Here is a 23967-nt window from a genome sequence, read left to right on the forward strand (position 1 = left end):
TGGAAGCCACTGTTGACAGAGGTTTCTTCCATTTGCCTACGAAGGAGTGTAAGTACTTCTAACGCAACATTACTTTCATAAATGATATTAAATGCCTTTTACAAGAAATGAACAGAGATAAGTCCATATTTATTTAGATTCTGTATTAAAACGACTAACCTCGCGTAGTAATTGATCCGCATGGTCCGACAAAGCCTTGGCTGCAACGGATATGTTGCCAATCGATTGGGATTGTTCCGTTGTGGAAGAAGCAGCTTCCTCAGTAGAGGCGGCACTTTCCTCGGCAACGGCTGCTAGCCCTGTCATAACGTCCGACACTTGAGCGGCACCTGATTTGATTTCGTTCATACCTGTCGTAATCGAGTTGATTTTGTGAATGATCTCATCAATAGATTGGCGAATACGCTCAAAGGATGCTGAGGTGTCTGCCATGGAATCGGACTGTGCCGCGCTATTCAGGCGGAATTGTTCCAGTTCGGTTGCACTCTGTTGACCTGCAGCGTGTAGATCCTTCAATAACTGATCGATTCCAGCTACAGACTGAGAGGATTGTTCCGCAAGCTTACGTACTTCACCAGCGACTACAGCGAAGCCTTTGCCATGCTCCCCAGCGCGGGCAGCCTCAATGGAGGCATTTAGCGCCAATAGGTTGGTTTGGGCTGCGATGTTCTGAATACTATTCGTAATGACTGAGATTTCACTAAGCTTACTTAATAACAATTGATTGGACGTTTCCACTCGATTGGTTGATTCATGTCCTGCTTGAGAGAGATCATTCTGCCTTGCGATCGCATCGTTTCCGCTCTCCATCGCATGATTCACGTCCAGAATGGTTTCGGATGCTTGGCGTGCCTCGTCTGTAATTTGATCGATCACTTGATTGATGCCTGATACCATCTCAGCTCCGGCTTGAATGGATTCGGCTTGTTCGCCTGCACCTTTGGCAATTTCATCAATAACGGTTGAGATCTGCCCCGCAATTTCATTACTGCCTGATGCATCCTTAAACATCGTCTGAGAGGAAGATTGCACTTGTTGTGCAGACTGATCGACCTGTTGAATCAGGGTGCGAAGTGAAGATGACATCTCATTGAAGGATGCTCCGAGCTGAGCAATCTCATCTTTTCCTTTAACGGAAACCTGCACGGTGAGATCACCTGCGGCCAATTGTTGTGCGCTGTTTTTCATCGCAATCAAAGGCTTAATCGTTTTTAAGGCTAAGAAATAGGCAAGAGCAGCCAAAATTAGAGTAAAGATCACGATAAATGCAATAAACAGTTGTCTCACCTTCGTGAATTCTGCCAAAGCAGCTGATTTGGAGATCGATGTCGCTGCTATCCAGTTAGTGTTCGGAATTTTCTCATAGTAGATGAGCTGGCGATCATTGTTGTATGTATACTCTGACATTCCACTAGGTTCTGCAAGCATTTTACCTACGACTTCTGTATAGTCACTCTGTTCAGCAAGCGGCGTATTCAGCAGATCGTGATTGGGGTGGGAGAGTACCACACCGGTTCGGTCTAACAAAAAGGTGAATCCATTATCGGTTTGGATGGAGCTAATCTCATCTTTGATCGAATTCAGAGAGATATTCTCCGAGATGGCACCTTGAAAGTTCCCATTTTCGTCATGCAGAGGTACCCCGATAAAAATAGACTGTACACCTGCTTGGGTTACATAAGCATCACTGAAAGTAAGCTGATTAGAAGCCTTGATAGCAAGGTACCACGGACGCTGACGCGCATCGAAGGATGCATCCGGTTGAAAACCTGCACCATCTAGATATGTACCATCCTCAAGTCCAAAATAAATCGTAGCGATATCTTCCTTATTACTTGGCAACTGAAATGCCTGGAGGTGCTCCATGCTAATTTCTTGAAGTGGAACAGTGTCATTGATGACCTTTCCGACGGTTTCAATCACTTTGGCTTGCGTCATCGCCCAGCCGTCGACCTCGGTTACAGCCTTTTGAACGGTGCTTTGCAGCTCATCATCGACCGATTCTGTAGCTTGCTTCTCAATAACGTAGAGAGAGATGTATCCAATGGGGGCTGCCAACAGGATACAGATAGCGGTGACGATGAAAATGACTTTGGTTTTTAGCGTCATAAAATTTACCTCGTTTCTGAAATAACACCCTGGGACTTTAGTCCTTGAACGAATGTTTGAATATACTATGTATATCGTCAATGTTTTGCTGTAATGTTACAGATGTGGAGTAGGTAATATGAACCATGTCGGTTGCCGAATAAAAAAGGGTGGCCTTGTTCTCTCAGCTAGATGGGGAAGAGAGGATTTTGCGGGTAAATGCTAGAATCTCAGATTCATATTACAGGGTAAAATTTCACCTGACCTAGACCGATATAATATGAATAAAGATTAGGGCGTGTCTCAAAACTCGCTGAAGTGCATCTTTTACCGTCTTTTCGCCCCCTGCTGCGTCACTTTCCCTTGACGTGCCCCGGCACGCCTGCGGAAAACTTTCTTGCTTGGAACGAAAATTCGTCAAAATCTGCGTCCTTCGGAGTTCTCAGACACGCCCTAGTTATGCCGAATCACGAAGCCTAGTGAAATTAATTCATCTACAGATGAAGTATGACGATGTAAGGTTCTAAAAATGGAAATGAGAAGGGTCTGAGGGATCTATGGATGAGAACATTCAATATATTAATTTCTCGGTAGGAGAGCAGTTCTTCGCACTTCGGATTGATGAAGTTCAAGAAATCATTCGAATGGTGCCGGTTACAACGGTTCCTTTTGGAAGTCCGGAAATTAGAGGATTCACTTCGCTATACGGGAAAGTTGTCTCCGTTGTAAGCTTGCGTGTGTTGTTAGGCATGCCGGATCAGGAGGACACTTCTGCCACACGGATTATTGTTGTACCGTACAAAGATGGGTTTGTACCTCTTATTGTAGATACGGTTGATTCGGTCGTAACATATGAACGATTCGAAAAACCTGCGGAAGAACACAAAAGCTTCATGAGTGGAATCTTCAATGAAATCGGGTACGGTGAAGATCATACAGCAGGTATTTTGAACCTTGAAGCATTGCTGGGCAGCTTAACCCACTCGTAATCGTTCCAAGGCTGGATCAGTTACTTGTTTCCGTTTAGTTCTCGCGTAAATTAGAAATTATTTATTTCTATTTCATGGTTCCGTAAAGACATGTGTGGTTGATTTCTCTAAATGCTCCTTATCCCCTTTCGGGGGGAAGAGGGGCATTTTTTGCATACCAAACGATGAAAATAAGCAATTTTTATAGGTAAAGGTTTTTAAATCGACTCGTTTTCGTATATGATGGAGAGTAACAATGCGAAGGGATGACGGGAGACTGTAATGATGCAATCGCTGTATGGTGTATGGCTTGGTGACGTGTTTTTTTGTTTTTCCGGTGAAACATCGGAACCACGTGTAGATGCTTGGAGTCACGTGGTCAGACGGCTAAATTTTGGCGACGGGGGTCGTCTATTTCAGCCTGCCGCTCTGCGCCTTGCGGAGTTGCGCTGGCCGAATCCGATGCGTAATGCTGCTGAAGCCAAGGGAACGAAGCGTCGCCAATTACTTGGAAGAACGCTCGAAGGACTGGCAATGTCGCCCAAAGATACATTTAAGCTGCTGCTTCATTGGGATGACAGCATACTGAATGCGGCAGGCATTCAAGCTGGAGAAGAGATTAAATATTGGGTAAAAGCAGCCGAATTTACACAGGAATTGTTGCTGCGTGGAGAGATTGCGCCAGCGGCTGAATTTGCTGCGAAGACAGGAGCGCGTCGGCGCACGGGGCAAGAAACGTTGACCGGTGTATGGCGCCCGCGCTTATTACATGAGGCGGACGTGGAGCGATTCCGAGAATTAGCTGAGGCTATGCCACCAATTGGCCTATCTGCGCCGGGGGCTTACGCTTCTGCGGAACCGGAATCGCGAGAAGAGGCAGGCGCGACTGTCTTATTTTCATTTATGAGCGGCATGGTTCATGCCGTTGTCACAGGTGAACTGGAGAGTATGGATAGTGAAATGTCACGGTACCGGACGCAATTCCGGCGTGGATCTTCTCCAGTATCAGAGCTGTGGTGGAACAGCCTAATCTCGATGTTCCGCCCTGTGACCGTACAGGGGGCAACGGAGGAACTGACTGAATTCATGGAGATAATTCAAGACGCAGGGGGCACATCCATGCCCTTGATGAGAACGGTAGAGATTGCTCCTACAGAAGGTGAAATTAAACTTGTATTACGGCTTGAGCCGCCCCTTGGCGAACTGGAAACATTATGGGGCATTACATTCTGGGTAGACAGTGTGCAGGAGCCAGGGCTGAGACTGCCCGCTCGTACAATCTGGGCTCATCCAGAGCGTGATTTAGATCGGGGTAAGGTTCAATATGCTGCTATTGCAGAACAACTATTAATGGCACTAGGGTACGCAACGGAGTTGGCTCCAGAGCTTGAGACTGCATTGCTTGAGCCACGTCCTGAAGGGATTAAGCTCTCACAGCAAGCCTTCTTCGAATTTTTAACACATGCCGTACCTCGTTTACAGAAGTCTGGGGTGACGGTACTCATGCCTTCTCGCTGGAGTCGAGCGGGCAAGCGTCGTGCCGGTTTACGTTTACAGATGCTGAATCGTGGCACAGAACAGACGCCGAGCGCTCCATCTGCACTGGGCATGGAACAGCTTGTGGCGTTTAAGGCTGAACCGATGATCGATGGTAAACCTGTGACGCCTGAGGAGCTTGCTGCATTGGCTGAAGCGACGGTTCCGTATGTGATGTTCCGCGGTGAATGGATTGAAGTGGATACGAAGGAAATTCGCCAAGTTCTCCGGTACATGAAAAAAGAAGAAGAACAATACATGCCTCTGTCTGAATGGCTGCACTTGGCCGCAGAAGAAGGCGAGGATGCCGCATGGAAAGGTCTGTCTGTATTTGGCGCAGAATCGGAAGGTCTGCTCTCCTTCTTACTGGATGGACAGGTGCTACGCAGTATTGAACCACGTCAGGTGCCCAAAGAGCTGCATGGAGAGCTTCGCCCTTATCAGGAACGGGGATATCAGTGGTTATCGGCTATGCGAGAGCTAGGGTTCGGCGTATGTCTGGCGGACGATATGGGTCTGGGTAAGACGATTCAGGTTATCACCTGTCTGCTCGACCTGAAGCACGAGGAGCAACTGATCGCGGCGCAGGAAGCGGAAGAGAATGATGGGCAGACATTAGAGACGCGAGCAGATGGCACATCGGAATGGGATGCCGCTGCGTATTCGCAGGGAGTTCATTTACCTGCATTAATTGTGTGTCCAACATCCCTTCTGGGAAACTGGCAGCGGGAACTGAAGCGGTTCGCCCCTGACTTAACCCTCTATATTCATCATGGCGGACAGAGACTGCATGGTTCTGCGTTCCAGGCAGAAGCACAGGCGCATGATATCGTGTTAACGACGTACCATCTAGCTGGACGGGATGGGCCTGATCTCGCGTCACTGCAATGGTCTACTGTGGTGCTGGATGAAGCACAGTATATTAAAAATTATCGTACGAAACAGGCGCAGAGCGTGATGCGTCTGTCTGCTCCCCACCGAATTGCAATGACGGGTACGCCGGTAGAGAACCGGCTGAGCGAGCTATGGTCCATTTTCCAATTCCTGAATCCAGGGTACTTAGGCACGGCTTCGTCGTTCCGCCAGCGCTATACAGGTACAGGAACCTCGGAAGAGAATGGGGCTTCTCTGCGGGAGCTTCACCGACTTGTGTCTCCATTTATGCTGCGTAGGCTCAAAAGTGATCCGGACATTCGTAAGGATCTGCCAGAGAAGCTGGAACTGAAATCCTACTGTTCCCTGACGCCAGAGCAGACGGTGCTGTATCAACGTGTCGTGGATGATCTGATGGGTGGATTGGATGGCAGAAATGGCATTGCCCGCAAAGGGATTGTGCTCTCATCGCTGACCAAATTGAAGCAGATCTGCGATCATCCGGTGCTGGCAGACAGCAATCGGAAGGATCACGCCAAAGTGGAGGCATCTGGCAAGATGGAACGCCTGTTGGAGCTTGTAGACGCCATTCGAGACAACGGAGAGTCTGCATTGATATTCACGCAGTATGTGGCTATGGGAGAGTTATTGGTATCACGATTAACACAGCGCTATGAAGAGGAGCCGTATTTCCTGCATGGCGGTGTGTCCAAAATACAACGGGACGAAATGGTCGAGACCTTCCAAAAAGGGGAAGGGCCTTCGTTATTTGTCTTATCTCTTCGTGCAGGCGGCGTAGGTCTGAATTTGACACGTGCAAGTCATGTCATCCATTATGATCGCTGGTGGAACCCTGCGGTGGAGAACCAGGCAACGGATCGGGTGTTCCGGATTGGACAGAACCGTAACGTACAGGTGCATAAGCTGATCTGTCAGGGGACGTTAGAAGAACGGATCGATGAACTGATCGAAAGTAAGAAAGCTCTCTCGGAGCAGGTCGTAGGTTCCGGCGAGAATTGGTTGACCGAAATGTCAGACGATGAGCTGCGTGGACTGATCTCGCTCCAGGGCGAGACATGGTTATAGAAATAAGATGAGACACGACTAGGGCGTGTCTGAATACTCTGAGGGGAACAAATTGTGCCGAATTTTCGTCTCTTGCAAGGAAGTTTTATGCAGGCTTACCGGGGTAAGTTAAGTGAAACTGACGTAGCAGGGGGAGAAAAGGCGGTGCAAGATGACCTTGAGCGGGGATTTAGACATGCCCTAAGTAAAGGGGGATTGTTGTGAGCGAAAAATGGAATGTCGAGCTGCATATGTCCCCCGTTGGATGGACAGCAGAAGTGAAGGCAGAGGTTCATGCACCTACAACTTTGAAGCCGAAAAAGGCTCATATAGATTCGGGTACAACAGATACGAGGGTCGCTGCATCTGATGCATCTGGGAAGGGTGTAAACCATGCTTCCGCAGGTGAAGGTATGTATACGGTAACCTGCACGCTGCCACAATTTAATGAGGCAGCACGTGAGGCGATTTTGGCGGAACTGCGCGAACGTCCGCTAGCGCTGTATGCACTGCTGCGCAGCAGTGCGGCTCAAGCCCAAGCTCCGGTTCCAGCGGAGCTTGCAGCGCTGTTGCCTACCGCGGTGGGCTTCACGCAAGCGGCTGAGCCTACCGCGCAAGCCACGCTCGGAGCTGCTGCCACGTGCAGCTGCGGCAGCCCAGGCTGCGCGCATGTCGCCGCGGCGGTGCAGGCCGCAGCCGCGCGCTACGCGGCCGAGCCGCTGCTGCAGCTAGCGCACGCCGGCTTGCCGCGCGAAGCGCTGCTTGCTGGCGTGCTGGGTTCATGGGCGGAGGAACTCGCCCTTGAACCCAGCGGCCCTGGCCGCGCAGCCGAGACGGCTGGCCGCCCGCAGGCGCGGGGCGGCGAAGGCGGCGCTGCCGTCGGCGAGTGGATCGCCGAGGCTGCCGCGGAAGGCGCCATGCACCAGCCAGGGCCGGGCTTCGGCGCCGTGCAGGTGCAGCTGGCGCAGCCGGGCAAGCCGCCGGCAACGCCGGAGCTAACGGCGCTGCTGCCAGGCGTGCCGGCCGTTGCGGGGCTTACGCTAATCCGCGAGCGTGTAGCTGCGCGGATATGGCAGGCTGTCCAGAAGAAGAACAAGGGCAGCAAGGCAACCAAGTGATGCAAGGCGTTAAGCGGGGAGATCGTAGATCATCCCTGCTTATTTGTCATGGTCATCGCTTAGGCTTTCATTTTGACACATCTATGGAATTACCAATCGCTTGCTTGGAACGACAGCAACTGGGATTAGGCAATAAAAGGCTGAAAAACGGTCTAATATGCAGATCATCCCATCTGGGGTAATAATGAGTTCGGGTGAAGGGAGTCTTTAACGGTGGAGCTTCGCCCGCATATAAGGTATACTGTCGCAGGGGCAGAATGCTTTGATATATATCCCCCTGAACATAACAGATTGCAATATAAAAGGTTGTTCAGAAAGTCCACCTTTGATTACGAAGGAACCACCCTTTTTGAACACGCACTATAAAATGGATGGCGATAGGAGTTTTTACATGAAATCACGTACAGGCAGACAACGGAGCATCACAGTGATGCTGTCCTCATTTATATTATGCGGCATGTTGCTATCCGCTTGTCAGGACGGTTCGAGTGCGAATGAGAGCCAGAATCCGAGCACAGCAGGCAACACACAGCAGGAATCGGACGGCACAACCATTCATTTTACAGATGATACGGGAACAGATGGCAGCACTCCTAATGAGGGGCAGGATACCCCAGCTACAGATAGCGGTGAGGACACAGATCACGGTTCAGATGCAGCGTCAGAAGGGGAGAACCAAGGTTCCTCTGCTGATGGGAATGAAGCGACAGCAGATGATCCTGTGATGCAGGAGCGTAGTGTCAGTGCATTGCAAAATACAATTGATAGTCAATCGGTCGTGACTAATGCAGAGGCGATGACTGTAATCGTCAACAAACAGCGTAGCTTGCCAGAGGGTTATGAGCCGAGTGATCTCGTTGAACCCAATGTGAAGTTTTCTTTTGACGAGCCACATGAGAAACGGCACATGCGTAAGGAAGCTGCCGGGGCGTTGGAGGAGCTGTTCGCAGGTGCAAAAGCGGATGGCATTGAGCTTCGTGCCGTGTCTGGCTATCGTTCGTATCAACGCCAAGTATCCATCTACAACAATAATGTCAAAACTAAAGGTGAAGCATACGCTTCGCGTGTAAGTGCCGTACCAGGTCGAAGTGAGCATCAGACCGGACTTGCGATTGATGTATCCAGCCCAAGTGTGGGCAATGTGCTTGAAGAAGTATTCGGATCATCCAAAGAAGGCCAATGGCTGGATGAGCATGCCGCAGAATACGGCTATGTGATCCGGTATCCCGAAGGCGAAGAGGATGTGACGGGTTATGTTTATGAGCCATGGCACATTCGCTACGTGGGTAAGGAACTAGCGCAAGACATCGTTAAGAGTGGATTAACCCTCGAAGAATACTTTGATGAGGCGAATATCAAGTTGTAATAGTGTAGCTCGGCTAAGTTAGAGGTTGATGTAGGCCCTAATCAAATGATGTAAGCTCCTGTACAAACATGGAATGATCCAATCTTTCCTGTTTGTGTGGGGCTTTTTTTTGATTTCATAGCGATTTTGAGTGTTCACATCGATTTTGTGTATGCACAGCGCGGAGTAGTTAGGCTTGAAATGAATGGTCTAGACCTACGAAAGTTGGTATAGTTAGGAAAATAAACTTGATGATAAAGCGAGGGAATAGAGCATGAGCAGACAGCAGGTGTTTACAGGTTCTCCTTGGGAGCCGCTTGTCGGTTATTGCCGGGCGATCAGAGTCGGCAATCGAATTGAAGTGGCAGGCACAACGGCGATGCAGGATGGTGTCGTGGTAGGTGCAGGTGATCCATATGCACAGACCAGATTTATTTTGCAGACGATTGAGAAGGCATTGCAAGAATTAGGTGCAGACCTGACCCATGTTGTGCGAACTCGAATGTTCGTTACGGATATCTCTCGGTGGGAAGAAGTAGGTAAGGCGCACGGAGAATTCTTTGGACAGATCCAGCCTGTTGCCACCATGGTTGAAGTTAGTGCACTTATTGACCCTTTACTTATGGTAGAAATTGAGGTTGAAGCTGTAATCGAGTCTGAGGAAGCATAAAAAACATATAAAATACCCTTACCCTGCCCTCAAAAGGACAAGCGGGTAAGGGTATTTTGTTTTTCTGACTAACACCAGCACTACTCATAATATTGCTTTTTAATCGATCTTCATGCTGGAAGTCGTCCGATTTTTCATCCTAGGAGAAGTTTATAGTCTACAGGCTTTACAGTCTACTAGCTTGGGAAGCGTACCAAACCGTATTACTTTGCTTGTTCAGCGTCTGTTTGTTCATCAGCTGTAGGTTGAGCGTCAGGTGTCTCTAATACCAGTTTCCAGGCTGTTCCGATCGGTGGCAGACTACGCGTCAGCGTAGGGCTATAGAATCCAATCACTTTAGCACCTTCTGTCAGTTCGGTTAACTGGGCAGGATTGCCCTCGTGATCTACGAGTTGTGTCGCATCCGTGATGTTCAAGATAACACGCTCTGGAGCTGTCTCTGTCAGGCGTGTGCCGGATATTTCGATCTGTGTTGTATCCGCTGTAGTCTGAACGCGTTCAACTGTACCTGCTGTACCCAGAACTTCTAGGGGTGGTGTCTCAGCTTCTGATCCAGCCACATCCAATACCGTAATTTGATAGGTTGGTGTCTGTGGTGGTAAGCTGCGTGTGGTAATAGCAGAATGCACAGCTTCTACATTCATTCCTAGGGTAAGATCATCGAGCGAAATCTCTTTACCTTCAGCGGATTTGAATACGGTATCATCATTGAGGTTAAGAACGATTCCATCCAGACCAGCTCCACCAATTTGCACAGATGGATAACTGCCGTCCTTATGAATTCTTGTAATAACACCGCGTTCGGTTATGTTCTTCACAGCTTCCTCCGATACGATGGTTACCGCGTTTCCGGTAGTCGTCACCTGTGCATGGAGAACTTTCTCGGCAAACGAAGCAGGAACGTACAATGTGCCATTGATAATTTCCGGAGCTGTTCCTAGCGTGAGCAGCATCTTATTCACGGAATATTGATCTTGGCCTGTAACTACGCGTGTCCATAAGTTACCTTGGGTCAATTCGGCAGACTTATCTTCTTTGTTCCACTCAAGTTCATAGCCCAGAGCTTCGGTAAGACTCCGTAGTGCCAGCATAGGCTCTTTATCCGCTGAAGTCTTGTAGCCATTAGCAGCAGGTGCGCCGTTTACGAGTACCTTAATTGTAGATGCCTGCTCTGTTTGAGCTGCTGCTGTAATCAGGGGTGCGGGCTGTATTGTGTTTGGTGCTGCTGCCAGTGCCGATCCTCCACCCAAAGCTAAGGATAGTGCCATAAGGGCGCTTATTTTTGTCGTGTTGTTGTTCATGGTTGATCTTCCCTTCTTATTTTAGATTGAGTCACAGTAATTGTTATGTTCAACCAGCTTTCGTGTTCTAGACGGGATATCTTGCTCCAGTGTTGCACTTTAGGACGCATTAGTAAGTGGCACTTGATTAATCTAGTGTCAACACGTCTGTTAGTTGAATCCAATGTTAACCAGCATGAATTGGATGTTTTTCTCAACTCGCAGGTTATGGCGAACCTGATCAGGTTAAATTCAAGTAAGTAGAAGTTCCTGTGAGAGCTAGTTGTCGCATGATCCGGTTGGAAACGGAGTATTGATCCAGCCTAACTGCGGGCACAATAGTGACAACAGGTTTGGAAAAGGAAGGGAGGATGAAGATGAGCACCAAACAAATGCTGCACATCGGTATGATCGGAACAGGCTCCATTTCAGATCTGCATATGAGGTGTTATGCCAAGAATCCTAACGCGGTGATCTATGCCATCTGTGATTTGAATGAACAGCGTGCAACAGCGGCAGCCCAGAAGTACGAGGCACAGTCGGTGTATACCGATTATCGTGAGATGCTGAAAGATCCACATGTAGAAGCGGTAAGTATCTGTACGTGGAATAATACACATGCTGATTTTGCGATTGCCGCCCTTAAGGCAGGGAAACATGTTTTGCTGGAGAAGCCGGTGGCAACCAATGTGGAAGATGCGTTACGGATTGAAGAAGCGGTGAAGAGCAGTGGATGTACCTTCGTTGTGGGGTTTGTCAGGCGATATGACAACAACATGCAGATGCTTCATCAATTTATTCAGGCTGGGGAGTTTGGCGAACTGTATTATGCGAAGGCGTCTATCCTGCGGCGTCTAGGTAATCCCGGAGGTTGGTTTGCTGACAAAAATAGATCCGGTGGTGGGCCACTTATTGATCTGGGTGTACATATTATTGATCAATGCTGGTATCTCATGGGATGCCCGAAGCCTGTATCGGTCAGTGGAAATACGTATTATAAGCTAGGGAATCGAGCGAATATTGAGCACCTATCCTTTTACAAAGCCGCGGACTATAGCTCTGCCGTGAACAATGTGGAGGATATGGCGAATGCCTTAATTCGTTTTGAGAATGGCGCTTCACTTGCTGTGGATGTCAGTTTCACTTTACATGCGCAGCGTGACGAGTCTTACGTTAAACTATATGGAGAACGGGGCGGGTTCGAGCTGGAGCCGGAAACGCTGATTGTTACAGAGAAAAATAATACAATCCTTAACATAGAGCCCCAAGCCGATAATCCAGGTTTGCATATGCACAGCGCGTTTCAGAATCAGATTGATCACTTTGTAGATTGTTGCCTGAATGGCACGGAGCCAATCAGCCCCATTGCTGACGGAGTTGCCTCCACTCGTATGTTATGCGCAATCTATGAATCTGCCGAGAAGGGGCATGAGATTCGTTTGGACTAGGGGACGCAGGGATGGAACGCCAAAAAGCATGCCACATCCGCTCGCTTGCGGAAAATGCATGCTTTTTAGGTGTTGATTCAGTCACTAGACTACTATTATTTATTCAACGGTGAATCCTCGTACCCGGGATCTTCATAGTCTGTATCCTGCAGCCGGGACAGCACATTCATGCTCTCAATGGACTGCCGAGTATCCGGCGTACCGTGGTCATATAGAAATGTGTATAACAAGGTCATTCCATCCGAAAATTGCGCTGTCGCTTCATCGTGATCTGCTGACTTATAAGGCACCGGAGCTCGCTGCAGTGTGTACGCATCATCATCTTCCAGTACCTTCATCAGATCCTTTAACTGAACAAGCTCTTCATCGTTCACCATGACTTCAAAAGGTGTTGATTCATGACGTTCACGTTCAATCAGATTGTGGCTTACCGAGACATAATAATGATCTTTGGCTTCCTGCATTCGTATAACCCCCATTTCAAAATGGAAATATCATCCTTCTACTGTTAATAAACAGCAGGTACCATCCTGAAACGAATAGCAAAGTATCGATACATCCCTTCAACCAAGGTCTGCCTTAATTGGTGTACTCTCTGAGAGTTTTGTTGAATTAGGATCGAAATACAGTCAGCTTTTTTAGCTTGAGTTCAGCTAGTATGTCTTCTATTATTTCTTCTATATTAACGATTAATTTAACCCTTGACTCTCCCCTATACGGGAAACTGTATACTCACATTATGTTGAAGATAGGAGGTGAACTTGTTGTTCAAAATCAGTGCGTTTTCCAGGCTAAGTAAGGTTTCCTTAAAAACACTACGTTATTACGACCAGATTGGCATACTTAAGCCGCGAAAGGTAGATCACGATACAGGTTATCGCTACTATTCGGCAGATCAGCTTCTTGAGCTTAACCGAATCTTGATGTATAAGGAATTGGGTTTTACATTGCCACAGGTCTCACAATTGCTTCAAGAGGATATTACATTGGAGAATATTCAAGGCATGTTCAAGCTGAAGCGAAGTGAGATTCAACAGATTATCGATACAGAGCAGGCTAAGCTCCTACGAATTGAGGAACGTATGCAACTGATCGAACAAGAGGGACAATTGGAAACAGGGCAAGAGATTAGAATTAAGGCGGAAGGTGCCCAATCGTTCCTTTATCAGAAGGCATATGGGCGGGAAGAGGATATCCCGAACCTGATTCGTCAGATGGATCAATCCATCACCAAAGAGATTCGTGGATGTATTCAAGGGACTCAGGTTGTCCTGTGGAGAGAAATCGATGGCAAAGAGGATGAGTTTGAGTTTGAAGTGGGTTACTTTTTGACCTGTGAGCTGCGTACAACTCCAGAGCCATTCGAGCTACGAACCCTTTCTCCTGAGCCAATGATGGCTACGATGGTTTTTCATTCAGATTCAACGTTTGATGGTGCTGCCTGTGTTCATTTAGCCAAATGGATTGAAGCCAACAACTATCAGATCAATGAGAACGAAGCGGGTAGGGAGCTATATGTACTGTTATCCCCAGAACAAGATGCAAAGTGTATAGAGATACAGATTCCAATACGAACGAGATAACGGAAGAAGGTGAAGTGAATTGAAGAACAAAGGCATTATCTATATTCTAGCCCTGGCTGTTTTTCTAATCGGAACGATTGAATATATTATTACAGGCGTCATTGAGATGATTGCAGCAGACTTGGGCGTACTAACCTCCGAAGCCGGGTTACTGGTAACGGTATTTGCTCTGGCAGCCGCTATAATTGCCCCGATTATGATCACACTTACGATCAATCTAGATCGTAAGAAATTACTAATGACGACCCTTGGTGTATTTATTGCGAGTAACGGACTTATGTTCTTGGATCTCACTTATGAAGCTATGCTGTGGATCCGAATTGTGCAAGGAGCAAGTGGTGGTATGGCTACCGTAGTAGCGATGGCCGTAGCGACACGGCTCGTTCAACAAGAACGAAGAGGCAATGCCATCGGGGTTATTCTGATGGGACTTAGCAGCTCGCTAGTGCTGGGTGTACCAATCGGTACATTTTTTAGTGAGATGTTTGGCTGGAGAGTTCTATTTATTCTAATTGGTGTATTAAGCATTGTTCCCTTGTTGATCATCTATAAGAAGGTTCCGTCCATCAAGGAAGAAGAGAAGGCTAGCCTCAGCATGCAGCTTTCTATTATGAGAAATCCGACTATTCTGACCGCTTTACTAATTACATTATTGTATGTCGGCGGTTACGCTACACTGTTCACGTATATTACGCCTTTCTTGCAGGCGACATCTTCACTTTCCATGACCGAGATTAGCGGTGTTCTCTTCCTTGCAGGCATTTGTAGCTTTGTTGGCTCTAAAGTAGGCGGGCAATTGGCCGATGCCAGAGGTGTGAAGTTCACTATTTTCCTAGGGCTGATTTTACAAGGAGTTACGCTGCTTTTATTTGCTCTAGCTGGAGTTAATCTAATCATATTAATCTTGGTTTTAATGATCTTTATGTTAGCAACGTGGAGCATTTCTCCGGCGCAGCAACTATATCTGGTTAAACTAGCACCTCGTAATCCGGATATTGCCCTGAGCGTAAATACATCGTTCATTCAATTTGGTTTTGCACTTGGATCGGGATTAGGCGGGCTTGTCATCAGCCGTACCTCTGTCCTGTATTTGAATTGGCTGGGTTTTGCCGCTGTGGGTATAGCCTTGCTTCTTGCTATCGTACTGTTCACGAGAAGGAGCAGAGCTGAAACTTCTATGGCTACGAGATCTCTATGATTCGACTGTGGTTGTAGGGTTCTACTCAAAATGGTAATATTAGTCATGAGATGCATACAAAGGAGCATATACCTGATCATGTGGACTACTCTGTAAAGATAATTATTCGAAAATATGCCGATAAGCGCTTGTTCAAAAAGCTTGCTGTACAACGTTTTATTTGGCATCTTTTCTATTCATCTTACAGGGTATGCAGGTTAAGGTATGACATAAACCATGCGCGGATACCTTCGGGTATCCGTTTTTACTTATAGAGGTGTTCAAATAGTCTGTCCTTTTGAACACGCACTTATATGGATAAATGCATCTCCATTGGAATCTTACCTGCCTATCCTCCTAAATATGAAATGGAGGAATATCGAATGCAACCAAAGTTAGTTCTCATTGAGGGTTTACCCGGCTTCGGCAAAACAACAACGGCTCAGCTCGTTCATGACATTCTCATTGATATGAACATCAATACGCAGTTATTTTTAGAGGGAAATTTGGAGCATCCTGCGGATTATGATGGTGTTGCCTGTTTTAGCGAGTACGAGTACCAGGAATTGTTACATGATCATGCGGAGTTTAGCGACTTATTGCGTACACATCTCATGAAGCATGGTAACCATTATTTTTTGGAATATCGCAAATTAATGAACGAAGATGGAGTAAGTATTCCAAAGGAACTGATCGATAACATCTTTCAATATGATATTTATGAATTGCCGTTAGCGCAGAATAGAGAGCGGATTACGGAAAAATGGGAGCAGTTTGCTAAGCATAGTATGAACGATACAGACACGTATATTTTTGATTGCTGTTTTATACAGAACCCTGTGACCATTGGGATGATTAAGTATGGTGCAGCTAATGAAGTAGTGATGAGTTATGTGAAGCAGCTAGCCTCCATTGTGGAGCAACTGAATCCCTTGTTACTTTACGTAGAGCAGGATGATCTTGATCATTCTTTTAGAAGAGCAGTCAAGGAGAGACCAGCAGCATGGTCAGAAGGTTTTATTGAATATTACACGAGCCAAGGCTTTGGCTTAGATCACGGCTATCACGGATTAGAAGGGACGCTTCAGGTTCTGAAGGCTAGAAGGGAATTGGAAGAGACCATATATAACGACCTAAGTATCGCTAAGGAAAAAGTAAATAACTCTTCGTATGATGTAGATGCATACAAGCAACGGCTATTGAAGATTTTGGCAACACATTTCAGCGAGAGCATGTCCTAAATTTAACTTAGGTTACAGTTTACGAACATACATCACTGCCTGTACGCCGCGAAAATAATGCATAAAGCAAAAGAAAGCAGCTCCTAGTGGGTCTGCTTTCTTTTGCTTGTCATATATAGTTCAACGGCTGTTATCTATCGCCCATATCTTCCTGTCATCGGAACCTGGCGAGTACTTGCCTCCATAGATCCTGAACACAAGGGGCATGGCGGTGGGCCTGGCTTGGTGTTTTTGGATGCCTTGGCAGAAGGTACGGCTGGTTTCTGACGCAGCCATGCTTTACATGTCGATGAGCTACATTTCCAGATCGCTACAGTCTCCATACGTTCTGAGTGACCTAAAGCATGTGATCCTGTACTTGAAGAGGATGAGCTCGGAGCTTGTTTAACACCTGCCGTGCTGAACGCTTTATGGTTACGAACTTCGCCGCTACCAAGCCGTTCGTTACGTGGGTGAAGCTCGTCTTTCCGGTGGCGACGCTCATCATGCCCATTAGAGTTAATTGGGCGACGATGAAGCACATCACTATCCTCATTGCGTGAACCGGATCGGTAGCTCTGACCTTGGTTCTTGCCATAAGAACGCGAATTCTCGGTTCGATTGCCCTCACTATTTTTACGTTTATCCGGAACCTCCATACCGAATGCTTCCAGCAAAAATCGGGATACATCGGCAGGTTTACCATGGTGGCTGGCTGGAGAAGTGACGTATAAGAACTGTTTCGCACGTGTGATGGCAACATAGGCAAGCCGTCGTTCCTCTTCCAAAGCCATATCCAGCTCGGTATCCGTCTGTTGTACAGACAAGGCGGCTTTCTGATCCTCAGGCAGATCCTGACGCAATGAAGAGCTGTGAGGAACGATACCTTCACTTGCACCAATCCAGTAGACACATGGGAATTCAAGACCCTTCGCACGATGAATGGTCATTAATTGAACCGCATCACTGTCTTGTGCTCGGCGTAGAGACTCCATCTCCCGATGTCTGCGCGAGAGCTCGTCGGCGAACTGAATGAAGTCTTCTACCGTTTCGAATTTTTTGGCGGCCGCTTCGAATTCATCGAGCGTCTCCAGCATCGTTTCCCGATAATGGGTGAAGATGCTAGGATCCCCGCTTTCCATATATTTATCATAGAATTGACGGCGCATCTCTTGAATAGCGATGACGGGTTTCAGTTTATGAAGTGATTTAATTAATTTGATACGTTCCTTGACCTGTTCCTGTTGAAATGGCTTCAGCTTGTCCCATTTCGCTAGATGAATTAGCGGATACTTCTTCGCTTGTTGCTGTTCACTGCGTTGAATCCAATCTAGTCCAGCATCCCGGGACACGTAGAGTGGGCCGAGTGCGCTTGGCAGAGCATCCGCAGACCGTGGATCGAGAGACAGACGCATATGATCCATCAAAGGTCTAATTAACGATTGGTCATAGAATACTGGTGATGCGCCGTGCTGGACAAAAGGGATATCCTTCAGCACAAGCTGCTCAAATACCGCCCGGCTACTACTGGCTGTGCGGTGCAGAATTGCGATATCCCGATACGTATGCAGACCTTCTTCTACCTGCTCACAGATCTGGTTTACAACCCATGCGGCTTCTTCCTCCGCATTGGACGGTGTGGCGAACCTAGGGGCGTCGCCTCGATGTCCTGCGGCACGCAGACGTTTGTCGCGTCTACGTTTGTTCTTCGCTACCAGTTCGCTGCCAAGCCCAAGGATGCGTGCATCACTGCGATAGTTAATATCTAGCGTCACAATGCGTGCGCCTGGGTATACTTTATCGAATTCTAATATGGATTCCTGCCGTGCACCATTAAACGTATAGATCGTCTGATCATCGTCTCCAACGACCATCAGGTTACGATGAGCCGAGGCGAGCTTCTGCACAATCTCATATTGCAAATGATTCGTATCCTGGAATTCATCCACCATAATGTATTGAAAACGTCGCTGGAGTGGCTCCAGTACAGCAGGATCACGTAACAATTCAGCGGCACGAAGCAGAATATCGTCAAAATCGATTTTGTTGCGTTCCTTTTTCCAGTTCTCGTAACCGAGAAGTACACGTTTCGCATCACGTTCTTCCTGCGACTTCTCGGGCAGATCAGTGGTCTGTGAACCTTGCATCTTCCACGCAGATAGCATAGCGAGTAGGCTCTCTGGCTGGAAGGCTTCGCTCATGCCGTACTGTCGTAGCAACATTTTGATGACCGTGTGCTGGGCACGAGATTCACCAAAAATCTCCTCCTGAACGCCGTAATGACGCAGTAGCGTCAAGGCGAAGGAGTGAAACGTACGCGTCTGCACTGCTCTTGCAGCAGCAGGACGTATACCTGGCAAGGCGGCAATACGATCTTTCATCTCGGCCGCCGCCTTGTTGGTAAAAGTCACAAGCAGGATGCTGCCTGCGTGAACACCGCTCACTTCCATTAAGTAGCCTGCTCGTGCTGCAAGGACTGTCGTTTTGCCACAGCCTGCTCCAGCCAAGGTTAATAGTGGACCTCTACCATGGCGAACTGCGGAGATTTGAGGTCCGTTCAGACGGATGCCAGCTTCCTCCAGAGAACGGAAGTAAGGCGCATCCAGTTCATCCTTGCTAACAAGCTGCCGACTGGTCTCCAGCGGAGCCGAAGGCGACTGGGGCAAAGATGCCGCCGGGGTAACCCCGAGCGGACGGGGGTAAAACGTTGAGTTCGGACTTAACATCATTCATCCACCTCTGTATACATTCAGGGATCGGCTATCCCGGTTCAAAAGTAATCCATTTGCCCTTTTCACAATCACATTGTAAATTGGTATGATAGGGTTAATCGCCTCAGTGTCGGCGATATGCCGGGACAAAGTTTCATTATACCCGAACATATGGTCCTAACGAAAGCCCCCGAATTCATCCAGCATCGGCATAATACGGGCATTCGCGTAGGATTTCGCAACTTTTTGGCTACTTATCGTATAAGTTATATACCGAGCAATTTGCATAGATTTTATAGAATGAACTTGTTCATTACACGGGAACGGAGAGGACAGAAATAACGTTGAAGAAGCGAAGCGTTCGCCTTTATCCCCGGATTTTTTCCTTGGAAAAGGGAATCAAAAAAAATCTGGGGATAAGAGCGATCGGAAAGTTATTCTGTCATCGGAGTAGCAAGTGTAATTTTCTGTAGATTATTTTATATAGTGAGCAAGTTGCCTATGAAAATGAAATGAACTTAACATGTATGCGTAATGAAGAGATTAGCTTGAATGAAATCATTTAGCGCCTGACGGGAATAGAGGAGGAGATGTCATGAAACTGCTTCAGCGAATTAAGAATGGAGCGAACAAAGCAACAGAACGAGCTCAGCATGCCGTGGAGATTGGAAAACTAAACAATCAGATCGTGGGCTTGCAACAGGAACAGGAAGTCCATTTTACAGATATGGGTCGAATTTTCTACGAGGGCTACCGTGCCCAAGATATGACGCGTGCGGAGAAAGATATGGTCGATTTGTCGCATCTGTGCGACGAATTGCAAGATGAGATTGACAGTTTGCGCAGTAAAATTGCTGAGCTCAAAAATGAACGGTTGTGCGAGTGTGGACACGTCGCTTCACTGGATGCGAACTTCTGTCCTAAATGTGGACGTAAGCTTGGTGACTTTAAACCAGCTTCTGCCGCGGCAGCTCCTACCGCCAGACAAGAGGCTGCTGTTGCACAGCAAGTAGGAGAACCGGTATACCAAGCACCTGTGGAAGAAGAGCTGGAAGAGAATGAGCCTTACCATACCGTTATTCCATCCATTGCTGATCTGGAGACGGATACTGAATACAACAGTACGGAATTTACCCAGGAAGAGAAGGAAGCGTTCGATGCAGAGTGGGAACGTCGCCGGGAAGAAGAGATGCTGCGTGAGCGTGAACGCCAGCAAGAGCTGGATGAGCGCATTCGATACTGGAAAGAGAATAACCCAATTGTAGACACCGTGGAAGTACAGACCGAAGTGCCGCGTGAAATGGTGAACTGTCAGATCTGTGCATCAGAGCTGCCCAAAGGCTCCAAATGGTGCCCACGCTGCGGAGCAGAACAGATCTGATGCAGTAGAGGCGCTGCCACATTATGAGTGAGTAGCAGTGCAGGTTGCTGACAGCATGGGGGGACGGGAATATGGACCAACTGCTGCATCATTTGCGTCATCTGGGATTTACGGAGATGGAATCGAAAATTATGGTGGAACTCGCCCGTCAAGGCTCAGCCTCAGGCTATGAGGTAGCGAAGCGACTGGGCGTGTCCCGTTCCAATGTATACGCGACCCTGCAAAGATTAGAGCAGCGTGGATTCCTGCGGTGTGGTGCAGGCGAGCCAGCCAAGTACAGTGTGCTGAAGCCTGAGGAAATGACTCGGATGATCTCTGGTCAGATGCGAGATTCCCTTGACTATGTACAGAGCAGCATGCCGCAGCATGAACCCGAGAAGCCAGCCTTTTACAATATCGAAGGCGATAAGAAAGTGTTTGAGACCCTGAAGCGGCAATTAGCTGAGGCGAAGCATGAGATTGTAATTGACGTCTGGCGCGAAGAGATTGAGTCGCTCCATGAGGATCTACAGCAAGCCGAAGAGCGGGGCGTACGTCTGTTGTGGTCTTGTGAAGAAGGGGAAGGTATGCTGGAACAGCCGCTGCCTTGGCCTGGAATGCCGGCCTATGCCGATGGTGAAGGACGGAAGTTCTCCCTTGTGGTAGATCGCTGCTGGTGTATGCTGGGGATGCGTGGTAAAGGGAGTGTTACGCAAGCCGTTGTCACAGAGCATCCTGTGATGACAGGACTACTGTTGAATCATTTTGCACAAGATCTGGTATTGTTCGAGTTGGAGCAGGATATGGGAGAAGTGCTGGAGGCTCGTTACGGGCGTCGTTATGAGCGTCTCTCAGCACGATACTGGTCTAAGCCTACGGAGGACAATGGATCGACGTGATCCGTATCAGAGTGCTATCATCTAAAGAATTTTGAATGCAAAACGAAAACCATAAAGCAGGCGTTGCCACACGGCAGACGCCTGTTTGCTTATCTGATCGTGAAGAGATCGAGATCGTTAACATTTGGGTCATTGGATCATTATGTTATTAAATCCTTATGAAATTACAAATGAAGGGTATGAAGCTATGCTGTTCTTGGGACAATGAAATAGGAAAGACGATGTTGATCTCATAACGTATTAGGTATTCGTCTGGCTAGAGGGTACGTCATACAGTGCCTCAAGAACACTAATATAATATTCCTCCCCATGAGGCACAAACTCATGAGCATGCACCGTAACAGTCTCGCGCACAGAGGATATGGCTGAATGCTTATCGTCGCTTGCGCCCAGTTCGGTATGTTCTTCTGTGCTTTGAGTCGTGGATGAAGCCAGCAAATCGATCTCCATACGGATTCCATTAGCCTCGATAACTTCACGTTCACCGCGAAATAACGCGAGCAGATCATCCAGAGCAACCTCTTATAAGCCATGTACTTCACTTGGCTGTAGGATGTAATCTTCAAGGGATTGATTCAGGCAGAGTCCATATACGGAGCTGAATTCCCGATCGATAAATGGCACCCCGCGAACTTCCCCTTGAAGCTCCTGGTTCGCAGTGAGTAGATAAGTCAGAGTTTCAAAGGCAGCCTGAACGCCCAGTTCTTCCTCTAATTCTCGACTCGCTTCATGAAGCTGTTCACCAGCAGTAAGGTGACCTGCGGCTGTAATGTCGTAGTAGAGGGGAAAAGTATCCTTGATATCACGTCTTCGTTGAAAAAGAACCATCCGCTGAGCGCCTTCGTCACGCACGATCCAACAATGGAATGAACGGTGCCAATATCCTTTGGCATGAACCTCTGTTCGAGGTGCCGTGCCTAACCAATTTTGCTGATTGTCATAAAAATCGAAACGTTCTGGGGTCATGAAACGTATCTCCTTATATAGCAAGTTTTAAAGTTCAAAATTTCACAAAGTTTTAATGAGAAAGGGGAACCACCACATGGAATGCATTGTACACTTTCAAGTCATTTATCCGCAACCTCAAGAACGTAAAAGCCTTAGAGGACTTATTTTTGTAGGGCAGGGACAGGAGCCGGCTAACAGTCAGTTAACGACGATGTTCAAAGACATGGGATTCAATGTACGTCTGGAAGATGAAGCACAGCTATTGTTCAAACCTGTGGATGCTTCGGCCAACTTTGAGTATATTCGGGTAACTGAGCTCGATACCGGGGAAGAAGTCTACAAGGAAGATAAGGATCTAAAATCGATTCTGGAACACCTGTTACCTCGCCGCTTCTAAGTTCAAAGTCATGTCTTAAATCCCATTAAACACGGTTCAGTCACTGTCAGCTTATGGTCTGTTTGTGAGGGAATGATGGGATGATCCCTTAATATTAAAGGCCCCACCGAATTGGTGAGACCTTTTTGAGAAGTAACCAGGAGCCGTTCTGCTCCGCCCCATCTGTCATATTACTTGAGAAATTAACGTGGATGGGGAATCGACACGGACAGACAAGCTGAAGTTTTTTTCATTACATAACCGTTGCACCGTAGAATTTATCCGAATATTGTGCAGTCAAGTAGAGATCGCACGCCCACGGGCAGCCCGCCTGAATGTTGGTCTGATAGAGATCGGAACATTCCTTGAAGTTGTGAATAGGCTTTCATGATGAAGTAAGTTCATTATGACGAGCCTACTTGCTTTTCCTTAAGCTGGATTTCCGCTGCCTTCAGCTTCTAACTCGGATGTACAGTGGGAGCAACGAGTAGCTGCTGCTGGAATTTCAGATAGGCAATATTTGCAAGCCTTGGTCGTTTTCTTCGGCTCAGGCTTTTTGTGTTCTTTGCTTTTGAGATAATTAATACCTTTGACCAGCATGAAGATACAGAATGCCACAATGAGAAAATCAATCATAACGTTGATGAATTGACCATATGCAATCACGGTAGCACCAGCTTCGTTCGCTTGAGCGAGCGTTGTGATGTCTTGTCCGTTTGCTGTTTTCACACCTGGATCAAGATTGATAATTTTCTGGCTGAAATCAATGCCGCCCATCAGTTTGCCAACCGGTGGCATGATGATATCATTCACGAGAGAAGTTACAATTTTACCAAAAGCAGCCCCGATAATAACCCCGACCGCCAGATCAATGACGTTGCCACGTACGGCAAATTCCTTGAATTCTTTAAGAACGCCTTTCATAGTTACATGTCTCCTTTGACAGATAATGTCGTTGCAAAGGTTGTTTTGAACCCGCGCTTCCGTTTTCATATTGTACATAAAAATGACGTTTCAATCACCCCTGTAATGCAAATTAAAACAACTTTCCGTAACTTCCATGAAAATACTTCTTTATTTCACGCGAGCAATTCGGTATACTTCTAACATTGTCAGTGAAGTTTAACTTATTTATTTACAGATTCACGATCATACATCGTTAAGAATCATGGAATTATCGGTTCAACAATTTAATACGCCGTTACTCGTATATGTGCAGGAATAGGCCTGTATGTCTCTACCCGATCACCGTAATGATCGGACTACGGGAAAGATCTGTTATATCGCTAATGTTATGGATGA

20 protein-coding genes and 1 riboswitch are annotated in these 23967 nt (G+C 47.3%); of the genes, 13 read left to right on the forward strand and 7 right to left on the reverse strand.

What is annotated here, in order from left to right; genetic code table 11:
- Nucleotides 1-129 precede the first annotated feature (129 nt).
- Nucleotides 130-2109 (reverse strand): methyl-accepting chemotaxis protein, encoded by a 1980-nt coding sequence (locus V6W81_RS02640; protein ID WP_338541455.1) that lies wholly within the window; start codon nucleotides 2107-2109, stop codon nucleotides 130-132.
- A gap of 536 nt (nucleotides 2110-2645) precedes the next feature.
- Between V6W81_RS02640 and V6W81_RS02645 the strand changes: the two genes are divergently transcribed.
- The 6 genes from V6W81_RS02645 (at nucleotide 2646) to V6W81_RS02670 (ending at nucleotide 9663) form a co-directional block, all read left to right on the forward strand.
- Nucleotides 2646-3077 (forward strand): chemotaxis protein CheW, encoded by a 432-nt coding sequence (locus tag V6W81_RS02645; RefSeq protein WP_145050303.1) that lies wholly within the window; start codon nucleotides 2646-2648, stop codon nucleotides 3075-3077.
- 261 nt (nucleotides 3078-3338) lie between these two features.
- The gene (locus V6W81_RS02650; RefSeq protein ID WP_338541456.1) at nucleotides 3339-6551 is read left to right on the forward strand and encodes a DEAD/DEAH box helicase; all 3213 of its coding nucleotides are present in this window, start codon (nucleotides 3339-3341) and stop codon (nucleotides 6549-6551) included.
- Between the two features lie 54 nt (nucleotides 6552-6605).
- Nucleotides 6606-6755, forward strand: coding sequence for a hypothetical protein (locus V6W81_RS02655; RefSeq protein ID WP_338541457.1), 150 nt, complete (start codon nucleotides 6606-6608; stop codon nucleotides 6753-6755).
- Nucleotides 6752-7648 carry a hypothetical protein gene (locus V6W81_RS02660; RefSeq protein ID WP_338541458.1) on the forward strand — a complete coding sequence of 299 codons (897 nt, stop codon included), beginning with the start codon at nucleotides 6752-6754 and terminating at the stop codon, nucleotides 7646-7648. Before V6W81_RS02655 ends, V6W81_RS02660 begins: the two co-directional genes overlap by 4 nt.
- A 391-nt stretch (nucleotides 7649-8039) precedes the next feature.
- A complete protein-coding gene (locus V6W81_RS02665; protein WP_338541459.1) occupies nucleotides 8040-9014 on the forward strand; it encodes a M15 family metallopeptidase in 975 nt (324 codons plus the stop codon).
- Between the two features lie 253 nt (nucleotides 9015-9267).
- On the forward strand, nucleotides 9268-9663 hold the full coding sequence (locus V6W81_RS02670; protein WP_239293063.1) for a RidA family protein: 396 nt from the start codon (nucleotides 9268-9270) through the stop codon (nucleotides 9661-9663).
- A 203-nt stretch (nucleotides 9664-9866) separates the two neighbouring features.
- Here V6W81_RS02670 and V6W81_RS02675 read toward each other — a convergent pair whose 3' ends face one another.
- Nucleotides 9867-10964, reverse strand: a complete 1098-nt coding sequence (locus tag V6W81_RS02675; protein WP_338541460.1) for a copper amine oxidase N-terminal domain-containing protein — start codon at nucleotides 10962-10964, stop codon at nucleotides 9867-9869.
- 356 nt (nucleotides 10965-11320) lie between these two features.
- Between V6W81_RS02675 and V6W81_RS02680 the strand changes: the two genes are divergently transcribed.
- Complete coding sequence (locus V6W81_RS02680) at nucleotides 11321-12391, forward strand: Gfo/Idh/MocA family protein (protein ID WP_338541461.1); 1071 nt, start codon at nucleotides 11321-11323, stop codon at nucleotides 12389-12391.
- 95 nt (nucleotides 12392-12486) lie between these two features.
- On the opposite strand, the gene V6W81_RS02685 is transcribed toward V6W81_RS02680, so the two are convergent.
- Nucleotides 12487-12855, reverse strand: coding sequence for a hypothetical protein (locus tag V6W81_RS02685; RefSeq protein WP_145050318.1), 369 nt, complete (start codon nucleotides 12853-12855; stop codon nucleotides 12487-12489).
- A gap of 300 nt (nucleotides 12856-13155) precedes the next feature.
- On the opposite strand from V6W81_RS02685, the gene V6W81_RS02690 reads away from it, so the two are divergent.
- From V6W81_RS02690 to V6W81_RS02700, 3 genes are all read left to right on the forward strand, one after another.
- Nucleotides 13156-13974, forward strand: a complete 819-nt coding sequence (locus V6W81_RS02690) for a MerR family transcriptional regulator (protein WP_338541462.1) — start codon at nucleotides 13156-13158, stop codon at nucleotides 13972-13974.
- Between the two features lie 19 nt (nucleotides 13975-13993).
- Nucleotides 13994-15172, forward strand: a complete 1179-nt coding sequence (locus tag V6W81_RS02695; RefSeq protein ID WP_338541463.1) for an MFS transporter — start codon at nucleotides 13994-13996, stop codon at nucleotides 15170-15172.
- A gap of 362 nt (nucleotides 15173-15534) precedes the next feature.
- Complete coding sequence (locus tag V6W81_RS02700; RefSeq protein ID WP_338541464.1) at nucleotides 15535-16392, forward strand: hypothetical protein; 858 nt, start codon at nucleotides 15535-15537, stop codon at nucleotides 16390-16392.
- A gap of 134 nt (nucleotides 16393-16526) precedes the next feature.
- Here V6W81_RS02700 and V6W81_RS02705 read toward each other — a convergent pair whose 3' ends face one another.
- A complete protein-coding gene (locus V6W81_RS02705) occupies nucleotides 16527-19097 on the reverse strand; it encodes a UvrD-helicase domain-containing protein (RefSeq protein WP_338541465.1) in 2571 nt (856 codons plus the stop codon).
- A 580-nt stretch (nucleotides 19098-19677) separates the two neighbouring features.
- Here V6W81_RS02705 and V6W81_RS02710 point away from each other — a divergent pair.
- Both V6W81_RS02710 and V6W81_RS02715 read left to right on the forward strand, forming a co-directional pair.
- On the forward strand, nucleotides 19678-20463 hold the full coding sequence (locus V6W81_RS02710) for a zinc ribbon domain-containing protein (protein WP_338541466.1): 786 nt from the start codon (nucleotides 19678-19680) through the stop codon (nucleotides 20461-20463).
- Nucleotides 20464-20534: 71 nt separating this feature from the next.
- A complete protein-coding gene (locus V6W81_RS02715) occupies nucleotides 20535-21341 on the forward strand; it encodes a TrmB family transcriptional regulator (RefSeq protein ID WP_338541467.1) in 807 nt (268 codons plus the stop codon).
- A gap of 240 nt (nucleotides 21342-21581) precedes the next feature.
- Here V6W81_RS02715 and V6W81_RS02720 read toward each other — a convergent pair whose 3' ends face one another.
- Both V6W81_RS02720 and V6W81_RS02725 read right to left on the reverse strand, forming a co-directional pair.
- Entirely contained in the window at nucleotides 21582-21791 is a 210-nt protein-coding gene (locus tag V6W81_RS02720; RefSeq protein WP_338541468.1) for a hypothetical protein, read from the reverse strand.
- Between the two features lie 72 nt (nucleotides 21792-21863).
- Nucleotides 21864-22307 (reverse strand): NUDIX hydrolase, encoded by a 444-nt coding sequence (locus V6W81_RS02725; protein WP_338541469.1) that lies wholly within the window; start codon nucleotides 22305-22307, stop codon nucleotides 21864-21866.
- A gap of 76 nt (nucleotides 22308-22383) precedes the next feature.
- Here V6W81_RS02725 and V6W81_RS02730 point away from each other — a divergent pair, with 76 nt between their 5' ends.
- A complete protein-coding gene (locus V6W81_RS02730; protein WP_056695593.1) occupies nucleotides 22384-22686 on the forward strand; it encodes a hypothetical protein in 303 nt (100 codons plus the stop codon).
- Nucleotides 22687-23094: 408 nt separating this feature from the next.
- Here the strand turns inward: V6W81_RS02730 and mscL are convergent, their stop codons facing one another.
- The gene (gene mscL / locus V6W81_RS02735; RefSeq protein WP_145050331.1) at nucleotides 23095-23589 is read right to left on the reverse strand and encodes a large conductance mechanosensitive channel protein MscL; all 495 of its coding nucleotides are present in this window, start codon (nucleotides 23587-23589) and stop codon (nucleotides 23095-23097) included.
- A gap of 261 nt (nucleotides 23590-23850) precedes the next feature.
- Nucleotides 23851-23950: riboswitch (purine riboswitch) on the forward strand.
- The last annotated feature ends 17 nt before the right edge of the window (nucleotides 23951-23967 follow it).

The organism is Paenibacillus tundrae (assembly GCF_036884255.1).
Taxonomy (GTDB): Bacteria; Bacillota; Bacilli; order Paenibacillales; family Paenibacillaceae; genus Paenibacillus.